Raw genomic sequence first — 23637 nt, forward strand, 5'->3', positions numbered from 1 at the left:
AAAGCGCACCTGATCAGCAATCTGAAGCCGCAGCCGCGGCTTTTTTATTGTTTCACCAGCAGCGTCAGCACTTCATAGTGCGCGGTGTGCGGGAACATATCAAAAAGCTGTACCCGTTCAATGCGATAACCAGGCAGTTCGCGGATATCTTTCGCCATCGTTTGAGCGTTACAGCTGGAATAGATAATAAAACGCGGTGCCATCGTTGCGAGATAATCACACAGCGGTTTACCAATGCCGCGGCGCGGCGGGTTAACCAGCACCAGCTCCGGCACCTCCCCCTGAGTGGTGGCAAACTGAGTGGAGTCCAGCGCCTGAAATTGCAGACGCGTTAAGCCCAGTTCAGCGGCTGACTGCTTCGCACAGGCAATGGCTTCTGGCGCAATTTCGATCCCGGTTAACTGCATGTCAGCCGTCGCGCAGTGTAAACCAAAGCCCCCCACGCCGCAGAACAGATCCCACATATGTTTGACCGGCAGCTGCCGTACCCAGTCGCGCGCGGTGGCATACAGCTGGCTGGCGACCGCCGGATTAGTCTGGAAGAAACTTTGCGGGCGGATCCACAGCGGCACATCGTTAAAACGCTCTGCCAGCGACTGTTGTTCCGTCAGGTAGATCTCCGTCTCCCCTTCCATAATCGCCATATGTACCGGCTGAATATTGACGGTAATGACTTTCAGCTGCGGCAATTGTGCCTGTAACCACGGCAATGCCTTACGCAGTTGTGCCAGTTTGGTTTCAGAACGCAGTACAAAGCGCAGCATCATGCCGCCATCACTCTGGCTTTCGGTCAGCAGAATGTATTTCAGTTCGCCACGCTTACGCGCCACGTTGTAGGGCGTTAACCCCGCACGGGCGATAAACGGTTTTAGCACCGCAAAAACGGGCGCAAATGAGGCAGGATAAAGCGGGCAATCGCAAAGATCTTCCGGCGTGCCGTCGCGATGCAGCATTCCGAGCAGTGGTTTTTCAACGCTGCCACTCACCACCATTTTGGCTTTATTACGAAACCCTTGTTCCGGGCCAGACATCGGCGCGCACCATTCCTCAACCGGAAAATCGGCCAGCAGATTCTTAAGATCGGCGGTTTTAGCGGAGAGTTGCTGTGGAATCGGCTGCGTTATCCACTGACAGGAACGACAGCGACCCGCGTCGTAAAGTGCGCACTGCATACATTGACCTTCACATCATCAGGGGCGACGATTATACACATTATTGCAACTGGAAGAACCGCCGACTGGTCGAGGGAACGAACAGCAGCATCAGGATGAGCATATCCGGCAACTTCTGCAGCATCAGGCTATGGAAGATTTCACGTTTTGATTCACCGGGAATGCTGAACAACTCCGGATAACCATAACCCAGCGAAGCAGCCCACAAATAACTGGCGGCCGTGATTTGTGTCAGCAGATACAGCCAGCGCGCCCAGCGACGCCCTTTCACCAGCGAAAACGCACACCAGATCTCAATAAAAACCAGCGCCAGACTGCTTAAAAAGACCAGCGTTAAACTCCAGGTTTGTACGCTGCGATGAATGAACTCGCCAATACCGCGCACGCCTAATGTATTGAAAATCATCAACACGTCGAGGCCACGGATCATAATAATGGCGAGCGCCGCCACCTGCACCAGCGCAGGCACATTCAGGCGAGCATGTGATGAAGATGTTTTCTTAAAAAATCCCAACGGTTCGTCTTCCATGAAAACAATGCCGCGACATGCGCGGCATTATGTAGCCAGGTTGGCAAATTTTAGTGTCTTCAGCCACGTCTTGCACGCTGGATATCACGTATCCGCTGCTTTTCTGCACGCGCCATCAGATACCAGGCGATAAATCCGACAATTCCGACCGCACCGAGAATTAACGTTGCAAGTGTGTTAATTTCTGGATTCACCCCCATCCGCACGCTGGAGAAGACCAGCATCGGTAACGTCGTGGCTCCCGGGCCGGAAACAAAGCTGGCAATCACCAGATCATCAAGCGACAAAGTAAAAGCCAGTAACCAGCCAGAAATAATCGCGGGCATGATCATCGGTAGCGTAATGACGAAAAACACTTTCAGCGGCATCGCACCGAGATCCATCGCCGCTTCTTCTATCGAGCGATCAAGTTCCCGCAGGCGCGACGAAATAACGACTGCCACATAAGCCGTACAGAAAGTGACATGCGCCAGCCAGATGGTGAGCATACCGCGGTCCGCAGGCCAGCCAATGGCATGAGCAAGCGCGACGAATAACAATAACAGCGACAATCCCGTGATCACATCTGGCATTACCAGCGGCGCGGTGATCATAAAGGCAAAACCATTTGATCCGCGAAACCTGCCAAAGCGCACCAGCACCACCGCCGCAATTGTCCCGAGGATCGCCGCCGCCGTCGCCGCACAGGCCGCAATTGTCAGACTTAAACCAACTGCACTCATCATTGCGTCATCGCGCAATAACTCACCGTACCAACGCGTTGACCAGCCCGCCCACACCGTCACCAGCTTCGAGCTGTTAAATGAATAGATAACCAGCATCAGCATTGGCGCATAAAGAAAGGTGAAGCCCAGCAGCAAAATCACAATCCGCCAGGGCGAACGAACGACCGGTAAATTATTCATCCGTGTTCTCCCACACTTTTTTGCTGATACTTGTGGAACCACATAATAGGCACGATTAGCAACAACAACATGATAATCGCCACTGCAGAGGCTACTGGCCAGTCACGGTTATTGAAGAACTCCTGCCACAGCACGCGCCCGATCATGATGCTATCCGGACCGCCGAGCAGTTCCGGGATCACAAACTCGCCCACGGCCGGGATAAACACCAGCATCGACCCGGCAATAATCCCACCTTTAGTCAGCGGCACGATCACAGTAAAGAACGTTTTCAGCGGGCGTGCACCGAGATCCAGCGCCGCTTCCACCAGCGAATAATCAATACGAATCAACGCGGTGTAGATCGGCAGCACCATAAACGGCACATAGGCGTAAACAATGCCAATATAGACCGCCAGGTTGGTATGCAGAATGGTCAGCGGTTGATCGATAACGCCCAGCCACAGCAGGAAGTTATTCAGCACGCCATTGTTTTTTAATATTCCCATCCAGGCATAAACGCGGATCAGAAACGAGGTCCACGACGGCAGGATCACCAGCAGCAATAAGATATTGCGGGTCGAGGGTTTACTGTGCGCCACCGCCCACGCCAGCGGGTAGCCGATCAGTAAACAGCAAAATGTCGAAATCGCCGCCACCTGTAACGACTGGAGATAAGCATCGAAATAGAGCGGATCGTCGGTCAGTTGCAGGAAATTACCGAAATTAAGGGTGATGGACAGTTGCCCGTCAGCCCACTCCATCAGTTCGGTATAAGGTGGAATGGCGCGCGCCATCTCCGCCAGGCTTATTTTAAAGACAATCAGAAATGGCAGCAGAAACAGCAAGATCAACCAGATATATGGCAACGCAATGACCAGTTTGCGCCCGTGCTTCATCTGCCACTGCGTAAGCCACTGTTTTAACCCGCCCGGCTGGACAGGAGGTTCAAGTGTACTCATCTTTGCTCCTTAAACCGTCAGCACCACACAACTGTCCACTTCCCAACATAAACGAACTTCATCACCCCAGGTCGGTAGCCCTTTGCGGTGACGATGCGCGTTTTGTAGCTGGGCGCTAATCATCTGCCCGCTTTTCAGACGAACGTGATACACCGAAAGATCGCCGAGATAGGCAATGTGTATCACCTCCCCCACCGCGAAGTTACAACCATTGGCGGGCGGCTCCTCGCAAAGCATGATTTTTTCCGGTCGCAGCGCCACATGTACCGGCACGTTATCGACCACTGACGCCAGCGGATCGACTTTCAGCGGATGGACCAGCCCCGGTGAATCGAGCAACAGGCCGTCTTCCTGACGCTCTTTTAGTAGCCCTTCAAAGACGTTGACTGAACCAATAAACTCGGCGCTGTAGCGGGTAGTCGGATGCTCGTAAATCTCTTCCGGCTCGCCAATCTGAACAAATTTCCCGCGATTCATAATGGCGATACGCCCCGCCATGGTCATCGCCTCTTCCTGATCGTGAGTAACCATTACGCAGGTCACGCCGACACGCTCCAGAATATCCACCACTTCAAGCTGCATCCGGTCACGCAGCTTTTTATCCAGCGCGCCCATCGGCTCATCGAGCAGTAATAGTTTCGGGCGCTTGGCAAGGCTTCGGGCCAGGGCCACACGCTGGCGTTGGCCACCGGAAAGCTGGTGCGGTTTGCGTTTGGCGAACTCCTGCATATGTACCAGCCCGAGCATCTCGTTGACCCGGCTGGCAATTTCCGCTTTTGGCAATTTGTCCTGCTTCAGGCCAAAGGCGATGTTCTGTTCCACGGTCATATGGGGAAACAACGCGTAAGACTGAAACATCATATTGATGGGGCGTAGATAAGGAGGAACCCGTGACAGGTCGACGCCATCAAGCATAATCTGCCCGGCAGAAGGTTGTTCAAAACCTGCCAGCATACGTAGCAGCGTGGATTTACCACAGCCGGATGCGCCCAGCAGCGCAAAGATTTCGCCTTTATAAATGGTCAGACTGACATCATCGACCGCATGTTGACCATCGTAGGATTTGGTCAAATTACGGATTTCTAATAGTGGTGTCAGCGACTTACGACTTTTCGCCTGCGGGCGAGGGATAGCGTCATTCACGGCTGCTCTCCGGCATTGAATGTGTGCAAGCGCACCATGATGGTGCGAATTGCCGGCGGGTGTGGTGCACCCGTCCGGCATCTACAACAGCAGATTATTTTCCGCTCTTCACTTTGGTCCAGGCGCGAGTGCGCACCCGATCGATTTTTGGATCCTGCACTTGTAGTGTGAACATTTGGGCGCGAACGTCCGCAGGCGGGTAAATTCCTGGGTTATCACGGACTTCCGCACTCACCAGCGGCGTGGCTGCTTTATTGGCGTTAGCATAGAACACATGGTCAGAGATATGCGCTACGACATCCGGACGCAGCAGGTAATTCAGGAACTGATATGCTTCGTCTTTATTTTTGGCATCCGCAGGCATGGCGAATACATCAAAGAATGCCATCGCCCCTTCTTTTGGAATCGAGAACGAGACATTCACGCCATTCTTCGCTTCCTTCGCGCGGTTTGACGCCTGCCACACATCACCCGCCCAGCCAATAGCGACGCAAATATCGCCGTTTGCCAGATCGTTAATGTATTGAGATGAATGGAAATAACGAATATTTGGACGCAGCTTTAACAGCAGATCGGTTGCCGGGCCAGTGTAATCATCCGCTTTGGTGCTGTTGGGATCTTTGCCGAGATAATTCAGCACGGTGGCAAACACTTCTTCCGGCGCATCGAGGAACGAGACTCCGCAGCTTTTCAGTTTTTCCAGATTTTCAGGTTTGAGGATCAAGTCCCAGCTATCGACTGGCGCGTTTTCGCCCAGTACCGCTTTGACTTTATCGACGTTGTAGCCAATTCCTGTGGTCGCCCACATATACGGCATGGCAAATTTATTGTCGGGATCGTGTTTTGCCACCAGCTTCAGCAGTTCTGGATCGAGATTCTTCCATTCTGGCAATTTGCTTTTATCCAACGGCTGGAATACACCAGCAGTCAACTGGCGTTCAAGAAAACTGGCTGATGGAACGACAAGATCAAAGCCGGTGCTCCCCACCATTAACTTGCCTTCCAATACTTCGTTGGAATCGAAAACATCGTAGACGACTTTTATACCCGTCTCTTTTTCAAAATTTGCCACTGTATCTGGAGCGATATAATCAGACCAGTTATAGATGTGGAGTGTTTTTTGTTCAGCCGCGAGCGTGCCGACAGAGACGGCCATCAGAGCACCTGCAACCAGACCCGATAGCCATTTTTTATTTAAGGCGGTCATATCTCTTTCCTTCTGAAAGTTCGTTAACAAACGAACAAAAGTTGTCACACTGAAAGATATGCAATAAACGTGCATATTTTTTATCGGCGCGGCGCAAGAAAAGAGAACTCTCTCCCGGCCAGCATTGCTCGCTATATAAAAGCCTTGCAAGAATAACTTTAGCCAGGGTTTGAAACTATAGCTGTAATTAAAAAACAGTATTTAACAAATTTTTATGCGCATTTGCTCTATGTGATAAAGCAAATTCGGCACAAGACAAGTGAAAAAATCTTTAATGGAAGGTTAAATTTAGCAGGAAATATTATAATGCGCAGTCACTGCGGCAGCGACTGCGTGCTCAAAAAGAGTTATCAATGAAGGAAATAGTTTTCGGTAACGTTATTTTGCCCTTCATCGTCAGTCGGCAACAGCAGTTGATGGGCATTGGCTTCAAGGATGACCATCGAAATCTGCTCTTCACTCTGGCGTACGAACCATGCAAACTGTTCATAGGTTACGCCCTGCATAACGGATAAAGACTGGCAAACCACCAGCTTTGGCAGATTATCATCCTGCATATCAAGAAATGCTTTCACAGTCAGCGAACTGGCATTGATGGCCGACAAATCCGCCGCCAGCGGCAACACGGCTGAAGGTCTGACTTCCGCCATGGCAGAAAACAGGATCGTGTTATCAATCAGGTCGATTTTGGCATCAAAGACACCGTCGAAATTCTGCATATGCGGCAGATGTAGCGCCTGACAGTTATCACATTCAAAAAAACTCATCCCCAGGTCATCGAGCCATTGACGCAACGTATCCAGACCAGGAACGACCAGCGATGTCATAATTTTGTACAACCTCTTCCGATAAAAAGACTGGCACAGCTTACGCAAAAAGCGCAGGCAAAACCATGATCAGTCACGTTATTGCGACTAACCACCAGTTTTTAAGCAATATTCTGCCGTGGCGTGGCGCTCAATCCAACGGATCATTTTACCCGCGATGTCGATACCGGTGGTTTTCTCTATTCCTTCCAGACCGGGCGACGCATTCACCTCCATCACTAACGGTCCGCGATTTGCACGCAGAATATCCACACCAGCAACATCCAGCGCCATCGTTCGCGCGGCTTTTATGGCAATTTCACGCTCCTGCGGGGTAATACTGGCAATGCTTGCCGCACCACCGCGATGCAAATTGGAGCGAAAATCGCCCTCTTTCGCCTGCCGTTCAATTGCCGCGACCACTTCATCGCCAACGACCAGACAACGGATATCACGGCCTTTTGCTTCTTTTATATATTCCTGCACCAGAATATGCGCATTAAGACCGCGAAAAGCGTCAATTACGCTTTCTGCTGCCTGACGCGTCTCCGCCAGCACCACTCCAATCCCCTGCGTGCCTTCGACCAACTTGACCACCAGCGGTGCACCACCGACCATCTCGATTAAGTCGCTGGTATCATCCGGCGAATGCGCCATGCCTGTTACAGGCAGGTCAATGCCCTGTCGCGCTAACAGTTGCATGGAACGCAATTTGTCACGCGCACGGGCAATCGCGACCGATTCATTCAACGGATAGCTCCCCAGCATTTCGAACTGGCGTAGCGCCGCCGTCCCATAAAAGGTAATGGCGGTGCCAATGCGTGGGATCACCGCGTCAAAATGGGGTAGCTTGCGGCCTTTATAATGAATAGAAGACGCCGCAGGATTAATGTTCATATAGCAAGAAAGCGGATCGAGAATTTCAACCAGGTGACCACGCTGTATGGCAGCTTCACGCAGCCGCTTACACGAATAGAGCGTTCCATCCCGGGACAATATGGCAATTTTCACCCTGCACCTCTCTGTCAGACCTGGTCAAAAGCCCGCGTATAATACATCGGCGTTACGGTTTTAGCGCGTCGCCCAACCTTGTTTATGTAAATAATCGAGAATAAAAGGACGGCTTTCTTTAATGATTGTCCGACGAATATGGTCGCTCCAGGTATCCCGACGATTATTGCTGCCACGGGTGAGATAATATTCCGCCAGTTGCTCGTCATACTGCGCCAGAGCGTCTTTATCCAGCGGTTGATAGCTGTTTTCATGCACTAAAATGGAGGCAGGTAAACGCGGCTTGAGATCCGGGTTATCCGCAGGCCAACCTAGACACAGACCAAACAACGGCAGAACATGCTTTGGTAACTTCAGCAGTTCTGTCACTGCTTCGATATTATTGCGCAGTCCACCAATATATACTCCGCCCAACCCCAGCGATTCCGCTGCAGTTAACGCATTTTGCGCCATCATTGCCGTATCAACGACACCGAGCAACAGTTGTTCCGCCAGGCCAAGTTGTGCATCCGGACAGATCTGTAAATGACGGTTAAAGTCGGCACAGAACACCCAGAACTCCGCCGCTTGCGCTACGTGTTTTTGCCCGCCGGTCAGCGTTACCAGTTCTTCACGCAGCGTTCTATCGGTAATGCGAATAATGCTACTGCATTGCAAAAAACTGGAACTGGAAGTCGCTCGGGCGCTGTTGATAATCGCCTCACGCTGCGCCTCAGAAATGGGGTCATCAGTGAAATGGCGAATGGAGCGATGGCCACAAATAAGTTCAATGGTTGGCGTCATTATCTTTTTCTCTTTCTGAACGTGAAGATTCCAGTGGGCGGTTCATCAGTTGTGGGGCAAGCCGTTTTGCCACCTGAAGAATAACCACCACCGCAGCGGGAAGCATGAGCAAAACACCGAGAAAAATCATCAGAATTTGTATCTCTGGCGTCGAAAACGGCACCGGGAGCGAAAGGTAATGGCTTAACGACAGCAGCGCCGTCACCAGTAACATCATGCCGATGAATTCCAGTATCAACACGCTTTTAGGTAATTTACCGATCGCGCGCATAGGCTTCCCTCTGCAAAGTGAATTGCTATTTTAAAACCTTTCGTTGCGTTGTGCTTAACAGTTATAGCTTTAAGCAATCAATGCAACAGGTTAAACCTACTTTCAGCAAATAAATTTTGGCGTAATCATGGCGGACATAAACAGATGAGGAGAGAAACAATGCAAACCGTTATTTTTGGTCGTCCGGGTTGCCCTTACTGCGTGCGTGCTAAAGAGTTGGCAGACAAACTGAGTAATGAACGCGATGACTTTGAATATCAGTATGTTGATATTCGTGCAGAAGGGATTAGCAAAGAAGATTTACAACAGAAAGCAGGTAAACCAGTAGAAACCGTACCGCAGATCTTTGTCGATCAGCAACACATCGGCGGCTATATCGATTTTGCTGCCTGGGTGAAAGAGAATCTTGAAGCCTGATTGCCGGATAAGCCCTCTCTGTTTGAGGGCTTTATTGATTTTTTCTGTGCTGTGACTTGAACAAACTACTAATAAACAAGAAACACAACGCTCCCAACGCACACCAGAAGACGGCGCTCAATAACCACGCCAGCTCTTGCCAGAATGAGCGTGTTGGTGAAAAAAACAGACGCATAATTAACATAGAACACGGTGCCGCCAGCATTGCGCCAAACAGCGGTTTAAGGACTTCTCTACGCTGCGAAAAAAAGCTGGCAACCGCCCCAGGAAGAATGAAAAACAGCAAGCCGATTTCAGGATGCCCGGCAGCCCGAAAAGCGCCTTTCATTTGCGTCGCCAGGAACAGGCACACTACAATGAAGAGGACAAAACAGCAGATTGCCCCCGCCCAACGTTGTTTATGTTTCACTCGCTCCTCCTGACACTGCCTCTATCGAACACATTTTCGCCACTATGGCGTTCAGTAAGATAAAGCCGCTTCGCATTCCATGCTAATATAGGCCAACGCAATTTTTATAGCCGTTGGTACTTAATGTGATTACACTAGTAAAATATATTGTTTCTTTACTATTGCTTAAGTGCGCTGAATGAATTCGCGCCCTGATTTCAGGTAAAAACATTATCTTAAATTACCATTTCTTTCAACAGCTTACTCGTAAACAAGAAGTTAGTCTCCGTGAATATAAACGTCGCCGAATTGTTAAATGGGAATTACATTCTGTTATTATTTGTAGTCCTTGCGCTTGGACTATGTCTAGGAAAATTACGACTTGGTTCAATCCAACTGGGTAATTCCATTGGCGTTTTAGTCGTATCGTTACTATTAGGGCAACAACATTTCAGCATTAACACCGACGCGCTTAATCTTGGCTTTATGTTGTTTATTTTCTGCGTCGGGGTCGAAGCCGGACCCAACTTTTTTTCCATTTTTTTCCGCGATGGGAAAAATTACCTAATGTTAGCTCTGGTGATGGTTAGCAGTGCGCTGGTGATCGCCTTAGGGTTGGGTAAGCTGTTTGGCTGGGATATCGGTCTGACGGCCGGTATGTTGGCTGGCTCCATGACATCGACACCGGTTCTGGTCGGTGCTGGCGACACATTACGCCATTCCGGTATGGAAAGCGGACAGCTCTCCACAGCACTGGATAATCTAAGCCTTGGGTATGCGTTAACTTATTTAATTGGCCTGGTGAGTTTAATTGTCGGTGCACGTTATTTACCGAAGTTGCAACATCAGGATTTACAGACCAGCGCCCAACAAATCGCTCGCGAACGTGGCCTGGACACCGATGCCAGCCGAAAAGTTTATTTGCCGGTGATCCGCGCCTACCGTGTCGGTCCGGAGCTGGTGGCCTGGACCGACGGCAAAAATCTGCGTGAATTGGGTATTTATCGTCAAACTGGTTGCTACATTGAACGTATTCGTCGTAACGGGATTCTGGCAAATCCGGATGGCGACGCCGTGCTGCAAATGGGCGATGAGATAGCGTTAGTGGGATATCCAGACGCCCACGCCCGCCTCGATCCCAGCTTCCGTAACGGTAAAGAAGTTTTTGATCGTGACCTTCTCGACATGCGTATCGTCACTGAAGAGGTCGTCGTCAAAAACCATAACGCGGTAGGTAAACGTCTGGCACAACTGAAGTTGACCGATCACGGTTGCTTCCTTAACCGCGTCATCCGCAGCCAGATTGAGATGCCAATTGATGACAACGTTGTGCTTAATAAAGGTGATGTTTTGCAGGTGAGCGGCGATGCCCGTCGCGTGAAAACCATTGCTGACCGCATCGGCTTTATCTCGATTCACAGCCAGGTCACAGACCTGCTGGCGTTCTGCGCGTTCTTTGTTATTGGCCTGATGATCGGGATGATCACCTTCCAGTTCAGTACATTTAGCTTCGGCATGGGGAACGCTGCTGGCTTGTTATTCGCCGGCATTATGTTGGGCTTTATGCGCGCTAACCACCCGACCTTCGGTTACATTCCGCAGGGAGCGTTAAGCATGGTGAAAGAGTTCGGCTTGATGGTGTTTATGGCAGGCGTTGGTTTAAGCGCCGGTAGCGGCATTAATAACGGCCTGGGCGCGATCGGTGGTCAGATGTTAATTGCCGGATTGATTGTCAGTCTGGTGCCGGTGGTTATCTGCTTCCTGTTCGGCGCTTATGTACTGCGTATGAACCGCGCACTCCTGTTCGGCGCGATGATGGGCGCGCGTACTTGTGCTCCGGCAATGGAGATCATCAGCGACACCGCACGCAGTAACATCCCAGCCTTAGGTTATGCGGGTACTTATGCAATAGCTAACGTACTGCTAACGCTGGCCGGGACAATCATTGTCATGGTATGGCCAGGACTCGGATAAAACTGAAGTTGCCCTGAAAATGAAATTTTTTTGTACAATCGGCGAACTTTTCTTTGGGGCATCAGTCTTAATTAGTGCCACTGCTTTTCTTTGATGTCCCCATTTTGTGGAGCCCATCAACCCCGCCATTTTGGTTCAAGGTTGATGGGTTTTTTGTTGCCTGAAATTTATCTCCTGCCCCGCCACTCGTGCCACCATCCGTAAAATCTCCTCGCGCGATAGCGGCTTACGGTCAGTGACAAAATGCAGCGTCATCCCTTCAATAAAAGCATCCAGAGCCCGGGCCGTTCCAGGTTCAAACCATTGTTCGAGTGTTTGCTGACTGCGCTGCATCCAGTTTTGCATCACTGTTTTTAATAACGGTTTTCGACTGGCCAGCGCGTAGAGTTGATACATCAGTTCCATGTTGTCCGGCGTTGCAACCTGCGAGCTGTAGATCATTTCTGTGATGGCCTGGCAGGCACTGGGGGCATCTCTGACATCGAGAAAAAATGCCTGATATTGCCGTGACATAGTCTGCGTAAAGCTACTGAACGCCTCCAGTAATAGCTCATCAATTCCTGAAAAATAGTAGGTCATCGACCCTAACGGTACCCCGGCAAGGGTAGCTATTTTACGGTGCGTCACGGCATGTATTCCGTAAAGTTTCACCGCCTCGAGAGTGGCCTGGATGATTTTTTCTCGCCGTTGTGGATCGTTAGCGCGACGCATGTCATTTCCTCTCTCTGCAATTGTGTACAAATGTACACAACCTTGCTAAGGTTGTCTTCTCTCTTCTTTTTTTGACGTGATCTATGACAGTAAATTCTTCACGTAATGCATTGAAACGCCGTACCTGGGCGCTGTTTATGTTCTTCTTTTTGCCGGGCCTTCTAATGGCTTCCTGGGCAACCAGAACGCCCGCTATCCGCGACATTCTTTCTGTCTCTATCGCCGAAATGGGCGGAGTGCTCTTTGGTCTGTCAATCGGTTCGATGAGCGGTATTCTCTGCTCGGCGTGGTTAGTAAAACGCTTTGGGACGCGTAATGTCATCCTGGTCACGATGTCCTGCGCATTGATCGGGATGATGATATTAAGTCTGGCGCTCTGGCTGACATCTCCTGTGATCTTTGCCGTTGGTCTTGGCGTTTTTGGCGCCAGTTTTGGTTCCGCAGAAGTGGCGATAAACGTTGAAGGTGCTGCCGTTGAGAGAGAAATGAATAAAACGGTTTTGCCGATGATGCATGGCTTCTACAGCCTCGGTACGCTGGCGGGGGCTGGTGTAGGGATGGCGCTGACGGCCTTTGGAGTTCCGGCAACTGTTCACATTTTGCTGGCGGCGCTGGTGGGCATCGCGCCTATTTATATCGCTATTCAGGCAATCCCTGACGGTACGGGAAAAAATGCTGCTGATGGCACGCAGCATAGTGAAAAAGGGGTTCCTTTTTATCGCGATATTCAGTTGCTATTAATTGGTGTCGTGGTGCTGGCAATGGCTTTTGCAGAAGGTTCTGCCAACGACTGGTTACCCTTATTAATGGTTGATGGTCACGGTTTTAGCCCTACTTCCGGCTCGCTGATTTATGCCGGTTTTACCCTGGGGATGACCGTTGGACGTTTTACCGGCGGCTGGTTTATTGATCGCTACAGCCGCGTTGCCGTGGTACGTGCCAGTGCACTAATGGGTGCGTTGGGTATCGGGCTAATTATTTTTGTTGATAGCGCCTGGGTCGCCGGGGTATCTGTCGTTCTTTGGGGACTGGGTGCCTCGCTGGGCTTCCCGCTGACCATTTCAGCCGCCAGTGATACCGGCCCCGACGCGCCAACCCGTGTCAGCGTAGTGGCCACGACCGGTTATCTGGCTTTCCTCGTCGGGCCGCCACTGCTGGGCTATCTCGGCGAACATTATGGATTACGTAGTGCAATGCTGGTTGTACTGGCGCTGGTTATTCTCGCGGCTATCGTCGCAAAAGCCGTCGCCAAACCCAATACAAAAACGCAGACTGCGATGGAGAATAGTTGATGGGCATTAAATTAATTGCGGTAGACATGGACGGTACTTTCTTAAGCGATCAAAAAACCTATAACCGCGAGCGGTTTATGGCCCAATATCAGCAGATGAAAGCACAAGGTATTCGCTTTGTGGTTGCCAGCGGGAATCAATATTATCAGTTGATCTCATTCTTCCCCGAAATTGCCGATGAAATTGCTTTTGTGGCGGAAAATGGCGGCTGGGTAGTGAGCGAAGGCAAAGATGTTTTTAATGGTGAGCTATCGAAAGATGCTTTTGCCACTGTCGTGGCGCATTTGCTGACGCGCCCGGAAGTGGAAATTATTGCCTGCGGCAAAAATAGCGCCTATACCCTCAAAAAATATGACGATACCATGAAAACTGTGGCGGAAATGTATTATCACCGTCTGGAATACGTCGATAACTTTGACAACTTAGAAGATATCTTCTTCAAGTTTGGCCTGAATCTTTCCGATGAACTGATTCCACAAGTGCAGAAAGCATTACATGAGGCCATCGGCGATATTATGGTGCCAGTGCATACCGGCAACGGCAGCATCGATTTAATCATCCCTGGCGTGCATAAAGCCAATGGCCTACGTCAACTCCAGAAATTATGGGGAATAGACGACAGCGAAGTCGTGGTCTTTGGCGATGGCGGTAATGATATTGAGATGCTGCGTCAGGCAGGGTACAGCTTCGCAATGGAAAATGCCGGCAGCGCGGTTGTTGCAGCGGCGAAATATCGTGCAGGTTCCAATAACCGTGAAGGCGTACTGGACGTGATTGATAAAGTTCTTAAACACGAAGCGCCATTTAATCAATAAAACGGCAGCACGCCCGGCAACACAACGCCTGAATGAAGGCTGCATAATTCGCAGAAATTAACCCACCGAATTATTTCAGGCGAAATGATTATGAAGAATTATGTTTTGCTGGGCGCGTTTCTCATGAGCTTTGCCGGTGCAACGATGGCGCAAAGCGTTACCGTCGATGTGCCGAGTGGATACAAAGTGGTAGTGGTCCCTGATTCTGTCAGCGTTCCACAAGCAGTCAGTGTCGCTACTGTGCCGCAAACCGTCTATGTGGCTCCGACTCCTGCTCCAGCTTACCGTCCACATCCGTATGTTCGTCACCTTGCCAGCGTTGGCGAAGGGATGGTTATCGAACATCAGATCGATGACCATCACTATTAATTCGAAAATGCCTGATTGCGTTGTGCAATCAGGCATTTTTTTACCCTTCGTGTGAATTTCCTACCTGTTTATCTTTTAAAAAGATAAACATCAGCAGCAGCCACAAAATTCCGTTGGCAAGGTTGAAGAGATTAAACAGACCGTTGCCGCCGTTCAGATACGCGTGTTTACTGATCTCAATACCGACAGTGAAAATCAGCATTTGCAACATCCCCATCGCCGCCGAGACAGTACCTTTACTCATATCGCTGGCAAACAGGGTTAATCGCACCAGTCCCGCATTCGCCAGACCAATACCAAAAGCATAAATACTTAACCCTGCGGTCATCCACAAATACGCGTGCGATGAGATGACCGTTGCCGCAGCAGCGACCAACAGACCAATCATAATCGGCCAACCGCCCATAATGATCAGCGAACGTACGGTGCGACGCGAGGTCAGTCGCGCCAACAGTAGGTTCCCCGCAATTAATGCGCCGAAAATGGGAACTTGCAGCAAACCATATTCATAGCTGCTCAACTGCTCGCCGGTAATGATGATAATCGGCGACTGGGCAATCCACGCCAGCAACGGCAGACTAACAAACCCCAGTGCCAGCGCCCCCGCAACAAAGCGACCATTCTTCAGCACCAGCTTATAGTCACGCCCGAGCTCTTTCAGCGACAGTTTCTCGCCTATACGCGTGGCGGTTTCTGGCATGGCACGTTGCAGGCCGAAGAAGGAGATCGTTGCCAATGCGGCAAATAATACAAACATCCCTTCCCAGGGCAGCACATGGATCCACGCCGCGCCCACCAACGGGCCGAGTAGCGGAGCAATCAGCGCCACATTCGCCATCAGCGCGGTGATCTTGATACAAACCGCCTCTTCGAAGGATTCCTGAATTGCGGCGTAACCCACAGCGCCAATGAAACAGAGGCTTATGCCCTGCAAGAAGCGCAACAGCGTGAATTGTTCAATGTTTTGCGCCAGTAGTATCGCCAGACAAGTGATGATAAACCACACTACGCCCGCCAGCATCACCGGACGGCGACCAATACGATCCGACAATGGCCCCAGCAGCCACTGTAAAAACATCCCACCCGCAAGGTACGCGGTCATCGAGGTAGGAACCCAATCAATGCCCGCCTGGTACTGTTCAACCACGGCCAACATACCGGGCTGAATCATATCGTTACCGATATAGGTTGAGAATTCGTAGAGCACCAGACAGAGAGGGAAAAGTAATGCCTGACGTCCAAGTCTGGCACCATTAGCTAATCTATTTTGCATGCAATTTCTTCGCCAATAATAATCGCGCAAAGTTTAATAAAAGCGCGGCTAACGAGAAAGCAATTTTTGCCCCTTAAGCACATTCTTACATTAATCGGCGATTAGACTCTCTTTTTTAAGCTTTATTTAACTACCGCGCGTTACCATTACTTCACATAATACGGGCCGCTTATGAGAAATAAGACGATGCCGCTTTACCCTGTTTAACATGCACCTTATTCTCACCGCCTTGCCTGACGGCTCCCCATTAAACACCTTATGAGTCTGGAAGTTATGCTGGAAAATCTCAATTACTCATTATTCTCTCTAATTAATGCCACGCCAGATTCTTCTCCGTGGATGATCTCGTTGGCGATTTTTATTGCCAAAGATTTGATTACTGTGGTGCCGCTACTGGCCGGGGTACTTTGGCTGTGGGGACGTACGGCGCAACGGCAGATAGTGATAAAAATAGCGATCGCACTGGCTGTAAGTCTGTTTGTTTCCTGGGGGATGGGTCATTTATTTCCGCATGACCGCCCGTTTGTCGAGAATATCGGCTATAACTTCCTGCACCATGCGGCGGATGACTCTTTCCCGAGCGATCACGGCACAGTGATCTTCACCTTCGCTCTGGCATTTTTAATCTGGCATCGTTTGTGGTCCGGATCGCTTCTCATGGTGCTGGCCGTAATTATTGCCTGGTCGCGGGTCTACCTTGGCGTCCACTGGCCACTGGATATGCTTGGTGGATTGTTAGCGGGAATGATTGGTTGCCTTAGCGCGCAGATTATCTGGCAAGCTGCGGGGGCGATGCTCTACCAGCGACTGCAATCGTGGTATCGCTTCTGTTTCGCCTTACCGATCCGTAAAGGCTGGGTACGTGGCTGATTTCGGATAAAACGTGTAATATCAGGCGGCTCGCTTCAATAACTATTCAGAGGGAATATGGAAACACGTCGCGAAGAGCGCATCGGGCAATTACTCCAGGAATTAAAACGCAGCGATAAGTTACATCTGAAGGACGCCGCCGCCCTACTTGGGGTTTCAGAGATGACGATTCGTCGCGACCTGAATAACAACAGCGCCCCCGTCGTATTACTCGGCGGCTATATCGTTCTCGAACCACGCAGCGCCAGCCATTACCTGCTAAGCGACCAAAAATCCCGTCTGGTGGAAGAAAAACGTCGCGCTGCGAAACTGGCCGCGACGTTGGTAGAACCCGGTCAGACCCTCTTTTTTGACTGCGGCACCACTACGCCCTGGATTATTGAAGCGATTGATAATGAAATCCCTTTCACCGCCGTTTGTTATTCACTAAATACCTTTCTGGCGCTGCAAGAGAAACCACATTGCCGGGCGTTTCTTAGTGGTGGAGAATTTCACGCCAGCAACGCCATCTTCAAACCTATCGATTTTCAACAAACGCTGAATAATTTTTGTCCGGATATCGCTTTTTATTCCGCTGCGGGTGTACATATCAAAAAAGGCACAACCTGTTTTAATCTTGAAGAGTTGCCGGTAAAACACTGGGCTATGTCGATGGCGCAAAAGCATGTGCTGGTTGTCGACCACAGTAAGTTTGGTAAGGTACGTCCGGCACGCATGGGCGACCTGAAACGCTTTGATATCGTAGTAAGCGATCGTTGTCCGGAAGATGAGTATGTGAAGTACGCGCAAACGCAGCGTATTAAGTTAATGTATTAATTAAGCATCACCGGATGACGTCAACGCGCCATCCGGTCATCTCAAGATTAAGAGAACCAGCTACCAAACCACTGATGGAATTTCATCATCACAAAATCCCACATCCGACCAAAGAATCCACCCTCTTCCACATTCTCCATTACGATCAGCGGACGCTGTTCAATAGATTTACCATTAAGCTGGAAATCAATGGTTCCGACGACCTGGCCTTTTTTCAGCGGTGCGGTGAGCTGCGGTTCGGTTAATGTATAACTGGCTTTCAGGTTTTTCAGTTGTCCACGCGGAATAGTCACCGATCCGCCTTCGCCAGCACCGAGATTCACTTCACTCTTATCGCCAAACCAGACTCGCTGGGTCACAAAGGTGGCATCAGGCTTAATTGGTGTCACGGTTTCAAAGAAACGGAAGCCCCAGGTGAGCAACTTTTCGGACTCATTAAAACGGATACGATCGGTTTTCGCTCCCAGTACCACAGAGATCAAACGCATGTCGCCCTGGGTCGCGGAGGCCACCAGGTTGTAACCGGCTCCTGCCGTAGTACCGGTCTTCATGCCATCGACATTGACATTACTACTCCACAGCAGACGGTTACGGTTAGGCTGGCGAATCTTGTTGAAGGTAAATTCCTTCTCTTTATGAATGGCGTACTCTTCCGGTACATCGTGGATTAACGCTTTGCCCAGCAAGGCCATATCGCGTGCGGTACTGAACTGCCCCGGTGCGTCGAGGCCGTGCACCGTCTGGAAGGTAGTGTTGGTCAGGCCCAATTTCTTAGCATAACCATTCATCAAGCCAATAAATGACTCCTGACTGCCCGCGACGTAATCTGCCAGCGCAATACAGGCGTCATTACCGGACTGAATAATCACGCCTTTGTTTAAATCAGCCACCGAAACCTGATCGCCCGGTTTGAGGAACATCACCGATGAACCGCGCAGCGCCGGATTCCCCGTCGCCCAGGCATCTTTACCGACCGTCACCATATCGGTGAGTTTAATCTTATCGGCCTTGAGCGCCTGCCCAACCACATAGCTGGTCATGATTTTGGTCAGACTGGCTGGGTCCAGTTTCTCATCCGCATTACCTTCAGCCAGCACTTTTCCGCTGGCGTAATCCATTAAAATCCATGCACGCGCATCCACGCTCGGCGCGTCAACGGTTTGTTCCGCCGCGAATGCCGTTGGGGCAAAAAGGAATAAAAATGCAGAACCCGCTGCAAGACCACGAAGGAGAGAGGAGTATTGCGTCATAAATGCCACCCGAGTATCCATTCAAAAAAAATACGTTATATCGCCGTATGATAAGTTCGGTGATTAATAACGCACACACAAACTTAAAGAAACCGTAAGTTGGTAAAGTTTTTAAAGTTTATGCAATATCCTGCCGCTTCGCTGCTTCTGGCGTCATTTTTTTGCCAACTGTTGCTTAAAAGTTAACTTTACTCCACCATCAGAGTCCTGTTCAGCCTGTGGCTGCCTGTGTAAAAAGGGGTGAGTATGATTACGCTGTGGGGTCGGAATAATTCAACCAACGTAAAAAAAGTGTTGCTGACGCTCGAAGAACTGGATCTACCTTATGAGCAAATTCTCGCGGGCCGTGAGTTTGGAGTAAACCATGACGCCGACTTTCTGGCGATGAATCCCAACGGGCTGGTGCCGCTGTTGCGCGACGACGAAAGTGGTTTAATTCTCTGGGAATCGAACGCCATTGTCCGCTACCTGGCAGCACAGTACGGGCAAAACCGCTTGTGGATCGACTCGCCAGCACGTCGTGCAGAAGCGGAAAAATGGATGGACTGGGCAAACCAGACGCTCAGTAATGCCCATCGCGGGATCCTGATGGGATTGGTCAGAACACCGCCTGAAGAACGCGACCAGGCCGCCATTGATGCCAGTTGCAAGGAATGCGACGCTCTGTTTGCCCTTCTTGATGCGGAACTGGCAAAAGTGAAATGGTTCTCTGGTGATAAATTTGGCGTGGGTGATATCGCTATTGCACCGTTTATCTACAATTTGTTTAACGTCGGTCTGACCTGGACACCGCGTCCAAATCTGGAACGCTGGTATCAACAGCTCACTGAACGCCCCGCAGTGCGTAAAGTGGTGATGATCCCCGTTAGCTAATTATTACGTGGACTTACTTTCAGTAATTCGCCATTGGACTCGTCGGTCAACACGTACAAATAACCGTCGGGCCCAGTGCGAACATCACGAATTCGCTGCCCTCTGTCCGTTAATATGCGGCCATCTTCTGTCACTTTGTCGCCGTTGACACTCATCACGATGACATCTTTGTCTTTTAACGCGCCAATAAATAATTTTTGCTGCCACTGGGGGAATTTGTCGCTGTTATAGAAGGCCATACCGCTCACGGCAGGCGAATCTTTCCAGTAGAAAATCGGTTGTTCGGTTCCGGCAACGATTTCCCCTTTCGCTTCCGGTATCTTAAAGCCCGAATAGTTGATTCCCCAGGTTGCCAGCGGCCAGCCGTAGTTTTTGCCTTTTTGCGGGATATTAATTTCATCACCACCGCGCGGGCCATGTTCATTCAGCCATAGTGCATTACTCCACGGATTCATCGCCATTCCTTGCGGATTACGAATGCCATAAGACCAGATCTCAGCGCGCGCACCGGATTCCTTTACAAAAGGATTATCATCCGGGATCTCGCCCTGGTCGGTCAGACGCACCAGTTTGCCCTGTAATTTATCCAGATCCTGCGCCGTCGGGCGCTGATTGTTTTCCCCCAGACCAATAAACAAATAACCTTTGCCGTCAAACACCAACCGCCCACCAAAATGGTTACCGGTAGAAAGCTTAGGCATCTGACGAAAAACGGTGCGGAAGTCGGTCACTTTTGAGAGATCATCGCTTAAGCGGCCATAACCCACGGCAGTTCCGGCTTTGCCATCATCTCCCTGTTCCGAATAACTTAACCAGATGCGGCGCGACTGGGCAAAATCAGGCGCTAAAGCTACATCCAACAAGCCTCCCTGCCCGTGCGCCCAGACTTCCGGCACACCAGCCAGCGGCGCAGATAATCCTTTTCCTTCTTGCCAGTGGCGTAACTCGCCACCACGCAGCGTGATTAACATACCGTGATTATCGGGTAAAAAGGCCAGCGCCCAGGGATGGTCGAGTTTGTCTTGCAATACTTCGACATTTACCGTTGTAGGCGCCGCCCAGAGAGCGGAAGAAACACAGAAAAGGGTCACAAGGAAAAGAGATTGTCGATGCATAACGCCTCCGGATTGACTCTGGCTTAAAGCGTAGTCAGTGGAGGAGATGACAAATTCATTTTTACAAAAACTTAAACATGAAGGGGGAGATGCTTTCTCCCCCTTAGTTTTCAGGCCTGCTCAAGCATGGTGTGCTTTTCAAGGCTCTGGATACTCAGCGTTAAGCTCATCAGACAATTTTCAAGCTTATCGGCGTTGACGGTAATAACAGTCGGGCAATCATGATGCCCGCTCATCAAACATACTGCGGCTGTCGCTAATGCTTCTTCAGCGTGATGAAGAGCACCCCACTCTTCCTGATCCAGATGAAGATTCAACCGCAGCGATTTATCGTGCAATTCGCGATGCAGTTTAAAAAAGTTATCTCGTAGATGATTGCTTTCGCTGACGGACATGTATCCTTTGGCCTTCCTCAGATGCACGTATGCAGCGAGGTCAACTTGTGCGTCTTTCAACCGGTTCAGCAGGTCGCTTCGCTGTCTGTCAACGAACATACTTCGATCCTCCTCTTTCCAGCCTTATTGCAATTAAATAGTATGGCCATTTTTTGAGCAAAATGCTGTCAAGGACCAATACTTCACATCTTATTAATAAGAATTTACATTATTTCTCTTTCCAGTACCTCACATCCCCACGGCGCCAGTTCTAATTGTTGTGAACAAGCCTTGCCCGTTTCCGCCACTCGCCACGCTCCAGGAAGCACAACATTTTGTACATGAGCAGTGTAATTTTGTACAAAAACCCATTCCTGATCGCCGTCTGCCCGACGCGTTGCAATAACGCCAGCAGGAAGTTCAGTAGCAAGTGCTTTTGGGAGATGAAGTGTGTTGATCAACATCGCGGCAAACGCTTGATGAAATGACGCATCATTACGCGAAGCCACATAAAAAGCACGACCTTGTCCGACGTGATTTACCGTTAACGCAGGTGTACCCGCATAAAAATCCTCACCATAGCGCGCCAGAACTTGAGCACCTTCGGCGTGAATAACCGCACATAATTCCCGTGCCTGCCATTGCCCCTGCAGTCCATACGCATTCGGCTCGCAGATAACTTCGTTATGCTGATAATCATTAAGACTATCAATCTCTTCAGCCCATACGCCCATCAGGTCACGCAACGGGCCAGGGAACCCACCCAGGTGACATAAATCGGTTTCATTGACAATCCCGGACCAGTAAGTGGTGACAAAATTGCCACCAGCTTCGACATAGGCACGAGCACGAGCAGCAAATCCATCGCGAACCATATAGAGCATTGGGGCGATAACTAACTGATAACCCGTAAGATCACAATCAGCATTGATAATATCGACCGCCACGCCCTGCTCCCAGAAAGGTCGGTAATGCTCCACTACCGTTTGTTCGTAGTGGATACCGCAATTGCGCGGCCCGGCAGCATCATTGACCGCCCAGCGGTTCTCCCAGTCGAAAATAATGGCAACTTTTGCCTGCGTTTTCGTCCCAACCAATTGTTTAAGATGAGACAGCCGTTGCCCCAGTTGTATGACTTCGCGTCCGGTTCGCGTCTCCAGATGGCCGACGTGATCAACCACCGCGCCATGAAACTTCTCCACGGCACCACGACTCTTACGCCACTGAAAATAGTGCACGCCGTCTGCGCCGTGAGCGACGGCCTGTAAGGAAGAAAGAATATTCATTCCCGGCTTTTTCAATTTGCTGGTTGGCTGCCAGCTTGTCTGGCTGGGCGTGGATTCCATCAGAATAAACGGTTTATTTTTCAAGGTACGCATCAGGTCGTGATACATCGCTGTTTTACAGGCTACGGCGCGTTCATCTTCCTGTTTGTGCCACATGGGGTAGCTATCCCAACTCACAAAATCAACCACTTCGGCTAATACCCAGTAGTTATAGTCATTGAAATACCACATAAAATTAGTCGTCGCAGGTAAATCGGGGCGCTCTGCTTTTAACGGCGCGATTTCCATTTGATAGAACTCTTTTACCTGCGATGTGACAAAGCGCCGCCAATCAAGATTCAAACCGTGGTTGGACATTTCACCTATTGGGGAAGGAGATTCAATTTGTGACCAGTCACTGTATGTATGGCTCCAGAAGCCAGTCCACCATGCCTGATTAAGCGCCTCAAGAGTGGTGTAACGCGTCTGCAACCAACGGCGAAACGCCTGCTGGCATCCATTACAATGGCACTCTCCGCCATACTCATTACTGATATGCCATCCCAGAACCGCCGGATGATTGGCGTATCGCTGCGCCAGATTACGGTTAATTTGCGTCACTTTATCTTTATACACTGGCGAAGAAAGGCAGTGATTATGGCGACCACCGTGAAGCATTTTCTCGCGTGAGGCGCTAACTCTCAGAACCTCTGGATAACGAGCAGCAAGCCAGGCGGGTTTGGCTCCGCTTGGTGTTGCGAGGAAGACAGAGATCCCACCAGCATGAAGTTTATCCAGCACCTCATCCAGCCAGTCAAAGCGATACTCACCCTCTGTGGGTTCCAGTATTGACCAGCTAAAAATGCCCACCGACATGGTGTTACAACCAGCCTGTTGCATCATGGCGATATCTTTCTCCAGAATCCCAGGGACATGTAACCATTGCTCCGGATTGTAATCAGCTCCATGAAGTAACCATGGGGCTCTGGGGATAATCGGTGGGTACTTGTCCATGCTGACTCCTGAATTGTTTTAAACAGACAAAAAATGTTATTCGTTCACAATGC

General features: G+C 50.2%; 25 protein-coding genes. 8 read left to right on the plus strand and 17 right to left on the minus strand.

Annotated elements, in window-relative coordinates:
- Positions 1–44: 44 nt before the first annotated feature.
- The 10 genes from rlmC to D9741_RS16055 form a co-directional block, all read right to left on the minus strand.
- Positions 45–1172, minus strand: coding sequence for a 23S rRNA (uracil(747)-C(5))-methyltransferase RlmC (gene rlmC / locus D9741_RS16010; RefSeq protein WP_130214727.1), 1128 nt, complete (start codon positions 1170–1172; stop codon positions 45–47).
- Positions 1173–1212: 40 nt separating this feature from the next.
- Entirely contained in the window at positions 1213–1701 is a 489-nt protein-coding gene (locus tag D9741_RS16015) for a YbjO family protein (protein ID WP_130205221.1), read from the minus strand.
- Positions 1702–1760: 59 nt separating this feature from the next.
- Positions 1761–2606 (minus strand): putrescine ABC transporter permease PotI, encoded by an 846-nt coding sequence (potI, locus tag D9741_RS16020; RefSeq protein ID WP_130214730.1) that lies wholly within the window; start codon positions 2604–2606, stop codon positions 1761–1763.
- Entirely contained in the window at positions 2603–3547 is a 945-nt protein-coding gene (gene potH / locus D9741_RS16025; protein ID WP_130214732.1) for a putrescine ABC transporter permease PotH, read from the minus strand. Before potH ends, potI begins: the two co-directional genes overlap by 4 nt.
- A gap of 9 nt (positions 3548–3556) precedes the next feature.
- The gene (potG, locus tag D9741_RS16030) at positions 3557–4690 is read right to left on the minus strand and encodes a putrescine ABC transporter ATP-binding subunit PotG (RefSeq protein WP_130214734.1); all 1134 of its coding nucleotides are present in this window, start codon (positions 4688–4690) and stop codon (positions 3557–3559) included.
- 94 nt (positions 4691–4784) lie between these two features.
- Complete coding sequence (gene potF / locus D9741_RS16035) at positions 4785–5897, minus strand: spermidine/putrescine ABC transporter substrate-binding protein PotF (protein ID WP_130214737.1); 1113 nt, start codon at positions 5895–5897, stop codon at positions 4785–4787.
- Positions 5898–6247: 350 nt separating this feature from the next.
- The gene (locus D9741_RS16040) at positions 6248–6724 is read right to left on the minus strand and encodes a YbjN domain-containing protein (protein WP_000203025.1); all 477 of its coding nucleotides are present in this window, start codon (positions 6722–6724) and stop codon (positions 6248–6250) included.
- 87 nt (positions 6725–6811) lie between these two features.
- Positions 6812–7714, minus strand: coding sequence for a 30S ribosomal protein S6--L-glutamate ligase (gene rimK / locus D9741_RS16045; RefSeq protein WP_130205211.1), 903 nt, complete (start codon positions 7712–7714; stop codon positions 6812–6814).
- 60 nt (positions 7715–7774) lie between these two features.
- Positions 7775–8497, minus strand: a complete 723-nt coding sequence (nfsA, locus tag D9741_RS16050) for a nitroreductase NfsA (RefSeq protein WP_130214739.1) — start codon at positions 8495–8497, stop codon at positions 7775–7777.
- Positions 8481–8768, minus strand: coding sequence for a DUF1418 family protein (locus D9741_RS16055; RefSeq protein ID WP_130205207.1), 288 nt, complete (start codon positions 8766–8768; stop codon positions 8481–8483). The genes nfsA and D9741_RS16055 overlap by 17 nt, the downstream gene beginning before the upstream one ends.
- A 159-nt stretch (positions 8769–8927) precedes the next feature.
- Between D9741_RS16055 and D9741_RS16060 the strand changes: the two genes are divergently transcribed.
- On the plus strand, positions 8928–9185 hold the full coding sequence (locus D9741_RS16060; RefSeq protein ID WP_130214741.1) for a GrxA family glutaredoxin: 258 nt from the start codon (positions 8928–8930) through the stop codon (positions 9183–9185).
- A gap of 31 nt (positions 9186–9216) precedes the next feature.
- Here D9741_RS16060 and D9741_RS16065 read toward each other — a convergent pair whose 3' ends face one another.
- On the minus strand, positions 9217–9594 hold the full coding sequence (locus D9741_RS16065; protein ID WP_130205203.1) for an inner membrane protein YbjM: 378 nt from the start codon (positions 9592–9594) through the stop codon (positions 9217–9219).
- 267 nt (positions 9595–9861) lie between these two features.
- On the opposite strand from D9741_RS16065, the gene D9741_RS16070 reads away from it, so the two are divergent.
- Positions 9862–11547 carry an aspartate:alanine antiporter gene (locus D9741_RS16070; protein ID WP_130214743.1) on the plus strand — a complete coding sequence of 562 codons (1686 nt, stop codon included), beginning with the start codon at positions 9862–9864 and terminating at the stop codon, positions 11545–11547.
- Positions 11548–11682: 135 nt separating this feature from the next.
- Here D9741_RS16070 and rcdA read toward each other — a convergent pair whose 3' ends face one another.
- Positions 11683–12258, minus strand: coding sequence for a DNA-binding transcriptional regulator RcdA (gene rcdA, locus D9741_RS16075; RefSeq protein ID WP_130214746.1), 576 nt, complete (start codon positions 12256–12258; stop codon positions 11683–11685).
- 83 nt (positions 12259–12341) lie between these two features.
- On the opposite strand from rcdA, the gene D9741_RS16080 reads away from it, so the two are divergent.
- The 3 genes from D9741_RS16080 (at position 12342) to ybjH (ending at position 14734) form a co-directional block, all read left to right on the plus strand.
- The gene (locus D9741_RS16080; RefSeq protein ID WP_130214748.1) at positions 12342–13550 is read left to right on the plus strand and encodes an MFS transporter; all 1209 of its coding nucleotides are present in this window, start codon (positions 12342–12344) and stop codon (positions 13548–13550) included.
- Positions 13550–14365 carry a 5-amino-6-(5-phospho-D-ribitylamino)uracil phosphatase gene (gene ybjI / locus D9741_RS16085; protein WP_130214750.1) on the plus strand — a complete coding sequence of 272 codons (816 nt, stop codon included), beginning with the start codon at positions 13550–13552 and terminating at the stop codon, positions 14363–14365. Before D9741_RS16080 ends, ybjI begins: the two co-directional genes overlap by 1 nt.
- A gap of 84 nt (positions 14366–14449) precedes the next feature.
- Positions 14450–14734, plus strand: a complete 285-nt coding sequence (gene ybjH / locus D9741_RS16090) for a protein YbjH (protein WP_130214752.1) — start codon at positions 14450–14452, stop codon at positions 14732–14734.
- 40 nt (positions 14735–14774) lie between these two features.
- On the opposite strand, the gene mdfA is transcribed toward ybjH, so the two are convergent.
- The gene (gene mdfA / locus D9741_RS16095; protein ID WP_130205191.1) at positions 14775–16007 is read right to left on the minus strand and encodes a multidrug efflux MFS transporter MdfA; all 1233 of its coding nucleotides are present in this window, start codon (positions 16005–16007) and stop codon (positions 14775–14777) included.
- A gap of 273 nt (positions 16008–16280) precedes the next feature.
- Here mdfA and ybjG point away from each other — a divergent pair, with 273 nt between their 5' ends.
- Complete coding sequence (gene ybjG / locus D9741_RS16100) at positions 16281–16877, plus strand: undecaprenyl-diphosphate phosphatase (protein WP_130215049.1); 597 nt, start codon at positions 16281–16283, stop codon at positions 16875–16877.
- Positions 16878–16934: 57 nt separating this feature from the next.
- A complete protein-coding gene (deoR, locus tag D9741_RS16105; RefSeq protein WP_130214754.1) occupies positions 16935–17693 on the plus strand; it encodes a DNA-binding transcriptional repressor DeoR in 759 nt (252 codons plus the stop codon).
- Between the two features lie 47 nt (positions 17694–17740).
- Here the strand turns inward: deoR and dacC are convergent, their stop codons facing one another.
- Positions 17741–18943, minus strand: a complete 1203-nt coding sequence (dacC, locus tag D9741_RS16110; protein WP_130214756.1) for a serine-type D-Ala-D-Ala carboxypeptidase — start codon at positions 18941–18943, stop codon at positions 17741–17743.
- Positions 18944–19189: 246 nt separating this feature from the next.
- Here dacC and gstB point away from each other — a divergent pair, with 246 nt between their 5' ends.
- Positions 19190–19816, plus strand: coding sequence for a glutathione S-transferase GstB (gstB, locus tag D9741_RS16115; RefSeq protein ID WP_130214758.1), 627 nt, complete (start codon positions 19190–19192; stop codon positions 19814–19816).
- Here gstB and yliI read toward each other — a convergent pair.
- From yliI to D9741_RS16130, 3 genes are all read right to left on the minus strand, one after another.
- Entirely contained in the window at positions 19813–20931 is a 1119-nt protein-coding gene (gene yliI / locus D9741_RS16120; RefSeq protein ID WP_130214760.1) for an aldose sugar dehydrogenase YliI, read from the minus strand. The two genes, gstB and yliI, sit on opposite strands and share 4 nt — an antisense overlap.
- A 110-nt stretch (positions 20932–21041) precedes the next feature.
- Complete coding sequence (gene bssR, locus D9741_RS16125) at positions 21042–21425, minus strand: biofilm formation regulator BssR (protein WP_130214762.1); 384 nt, start codon at positions 21423–21425, stop codon at positions 21042–21044.
- Positions 21426–21529: 104 nt separating this feature from the next.
- Positions 21530–23584 (minus strand): beta-galactosidase, encoded by a 2055-nt coding sequence (locus tag D9741_RS16130; RefSeq protein WP_130214764.1) that lies wholly within the window; start codon positions 23582–23584, stop codon positions 21530–21532.
- Between the last annotated feature and the right edge of the window lie 53 nt (positions 23585–23637).

Origin of the sequence: Escherichia sp. E14V7 (assembly GCF_004212225.1) — a bacterium.
Lineage (GTDB): Bacteria > Pseudomonadota > Gammaproteobacteria > Enterobacterales > Enterobacteriaceae > Escherichia.

Bases quoted from the DNA above. Each gene is read 5' to 3' on its own strand.
- yliI (WP_130214760.1), bottom strand. From the start codon at position 20,931: ATGCATCGACAATCTCTTTTCCTTGTGACCCTTTTCTGTGTTTCTTCC.
- ybjG (WP_130215049.1), top strand. From the start codon at position 16,281: ATGCTGGAAAATCTCAATTACTCATTATTCTCTCTAATTAATGCCACG.
- potH (WP_130214732.1), bottom strand. From the start codon at position 3,547: ATGAGTACACTTGAACCTCCTGTCCAGCCGGGCGGGTTAAAACAGTGG.
- D9741_RS16130 (WP_130214764.1), bottom strand. From the start codon at position 23,584: ATGGACAAGTACCCACCGATTATCCCCAGAGCCCCATGGTTACTTCAT.
- rlmC (WP_130214727.1), bottom strand. From the start codon at position 1,172: ATGCAGTGCGCACTTTACGACGCGGGTCGCTGTCGTTCCTGTCAGTGG.
- nfsA (WP_130214739.1), bottom strand. From the start codon at position 8,497: ATGACGCCAACCATTGAACTTATTTGTGGCCATCGCTCCATTCGCCAT.
- D9741_RS16040 (WP_000203025.1), bottom strand. From the start codon at position 6,724: ATGACATCGCTGGTCGTTCCTGGTCTGGATACGTTGCGTCAATGGCTC.
- rcdA (WP_130214746.1), bottom strand. From the start codon at position 12,258: ATGCGTCGCGCTAACGATCCACAACGGCGAGAAAAAATCATCCAGGCC.
- ybjI (WP_130214750.1), top strand. From the start codon at position 13,550: ATGGGCATTAAATTAATTGCGGTAGACATGGACGGTACTTTCTTAAGC.
- bssR (WP_130214762.1), bottom strand. From the start codon at position 21,425: ATGTTCGTTGACAGACAGCGAAGCGACCTGCTGAACCGGTTGAAAGAC.
- potF (WP_130214737.1), bottom strand. From the start codon at position 5,897: ATGACCGCCTTAAATAAAAAATGGCTATCGGGTCTGGTTGCAGGTGCT.
- D9741_RS16015 (WP_130205221.1), bottom strand. From the start codon at position 1,701: ATGGAAGACGAACCGTTGGGATTTTTTAAGAAAACATCTTCATCACAT.
- gstB (WP_130214758.1), top strand. From the start codon at position 19,190: ATGATTACGCTGTGGGGTCGGAATAATTCAACCAACGTAAAAAAAGTG.
- mdfA (WP_130205191.1), bottom strand. From the start codon at position 16,007: ATGCAAAATAGATTAGCTAATGGTGCCAGACTTGGACGTCAGGCATTA.
- ybjH (WP_130214752.1), top strand. From the start codon at position 14,450: ATGATTATGAAGAATTATGTTTTGCTGGGCGCGTTTCTCATGAGCTTT.
- D9741_RS16060 (WP_130214741.1), top strand. From the start codon at position 8,928: ATGCAAACCGTTATTTTTGGTCGTCCGGGTTGCCCTTACTGCGTGCGT.
- D9741_RS16080 (WP_130214748.1), top strand. From the start codon at position 12,342: ATGACAGTAAATTCTTCACGTAATGCATTGAAACGCCGTACCTGGGCG.
- potI (WP_130214730.1), bottom strand. From the start codon at position 2,606: ATGAATAATTTACCGGTCGTTCGTTCGCCCTGGCGGATTGTGATTTTG.
- deoR (WP_130214754.1), top strand. From the start codon at position 16,935: ATGGAAACACGTCGCGAAGAGCGCATCGGGCAATTACTCCAGGAATTA.
- dacC (WP_130214756.1), bottom strand. From the start codon at position 18,943: ATGACGCAATACTCCTCTCTCCTTCGTGGTCTTGCAGCGGGTTCTGCA.
- D9741_RS16055 (WP_130205207.1), bottom strand. From the start codon at position 8,768: ATGCGCGCGATCGGTAAATTACCTAAAAGCGTGTTGATACTGGAATTC.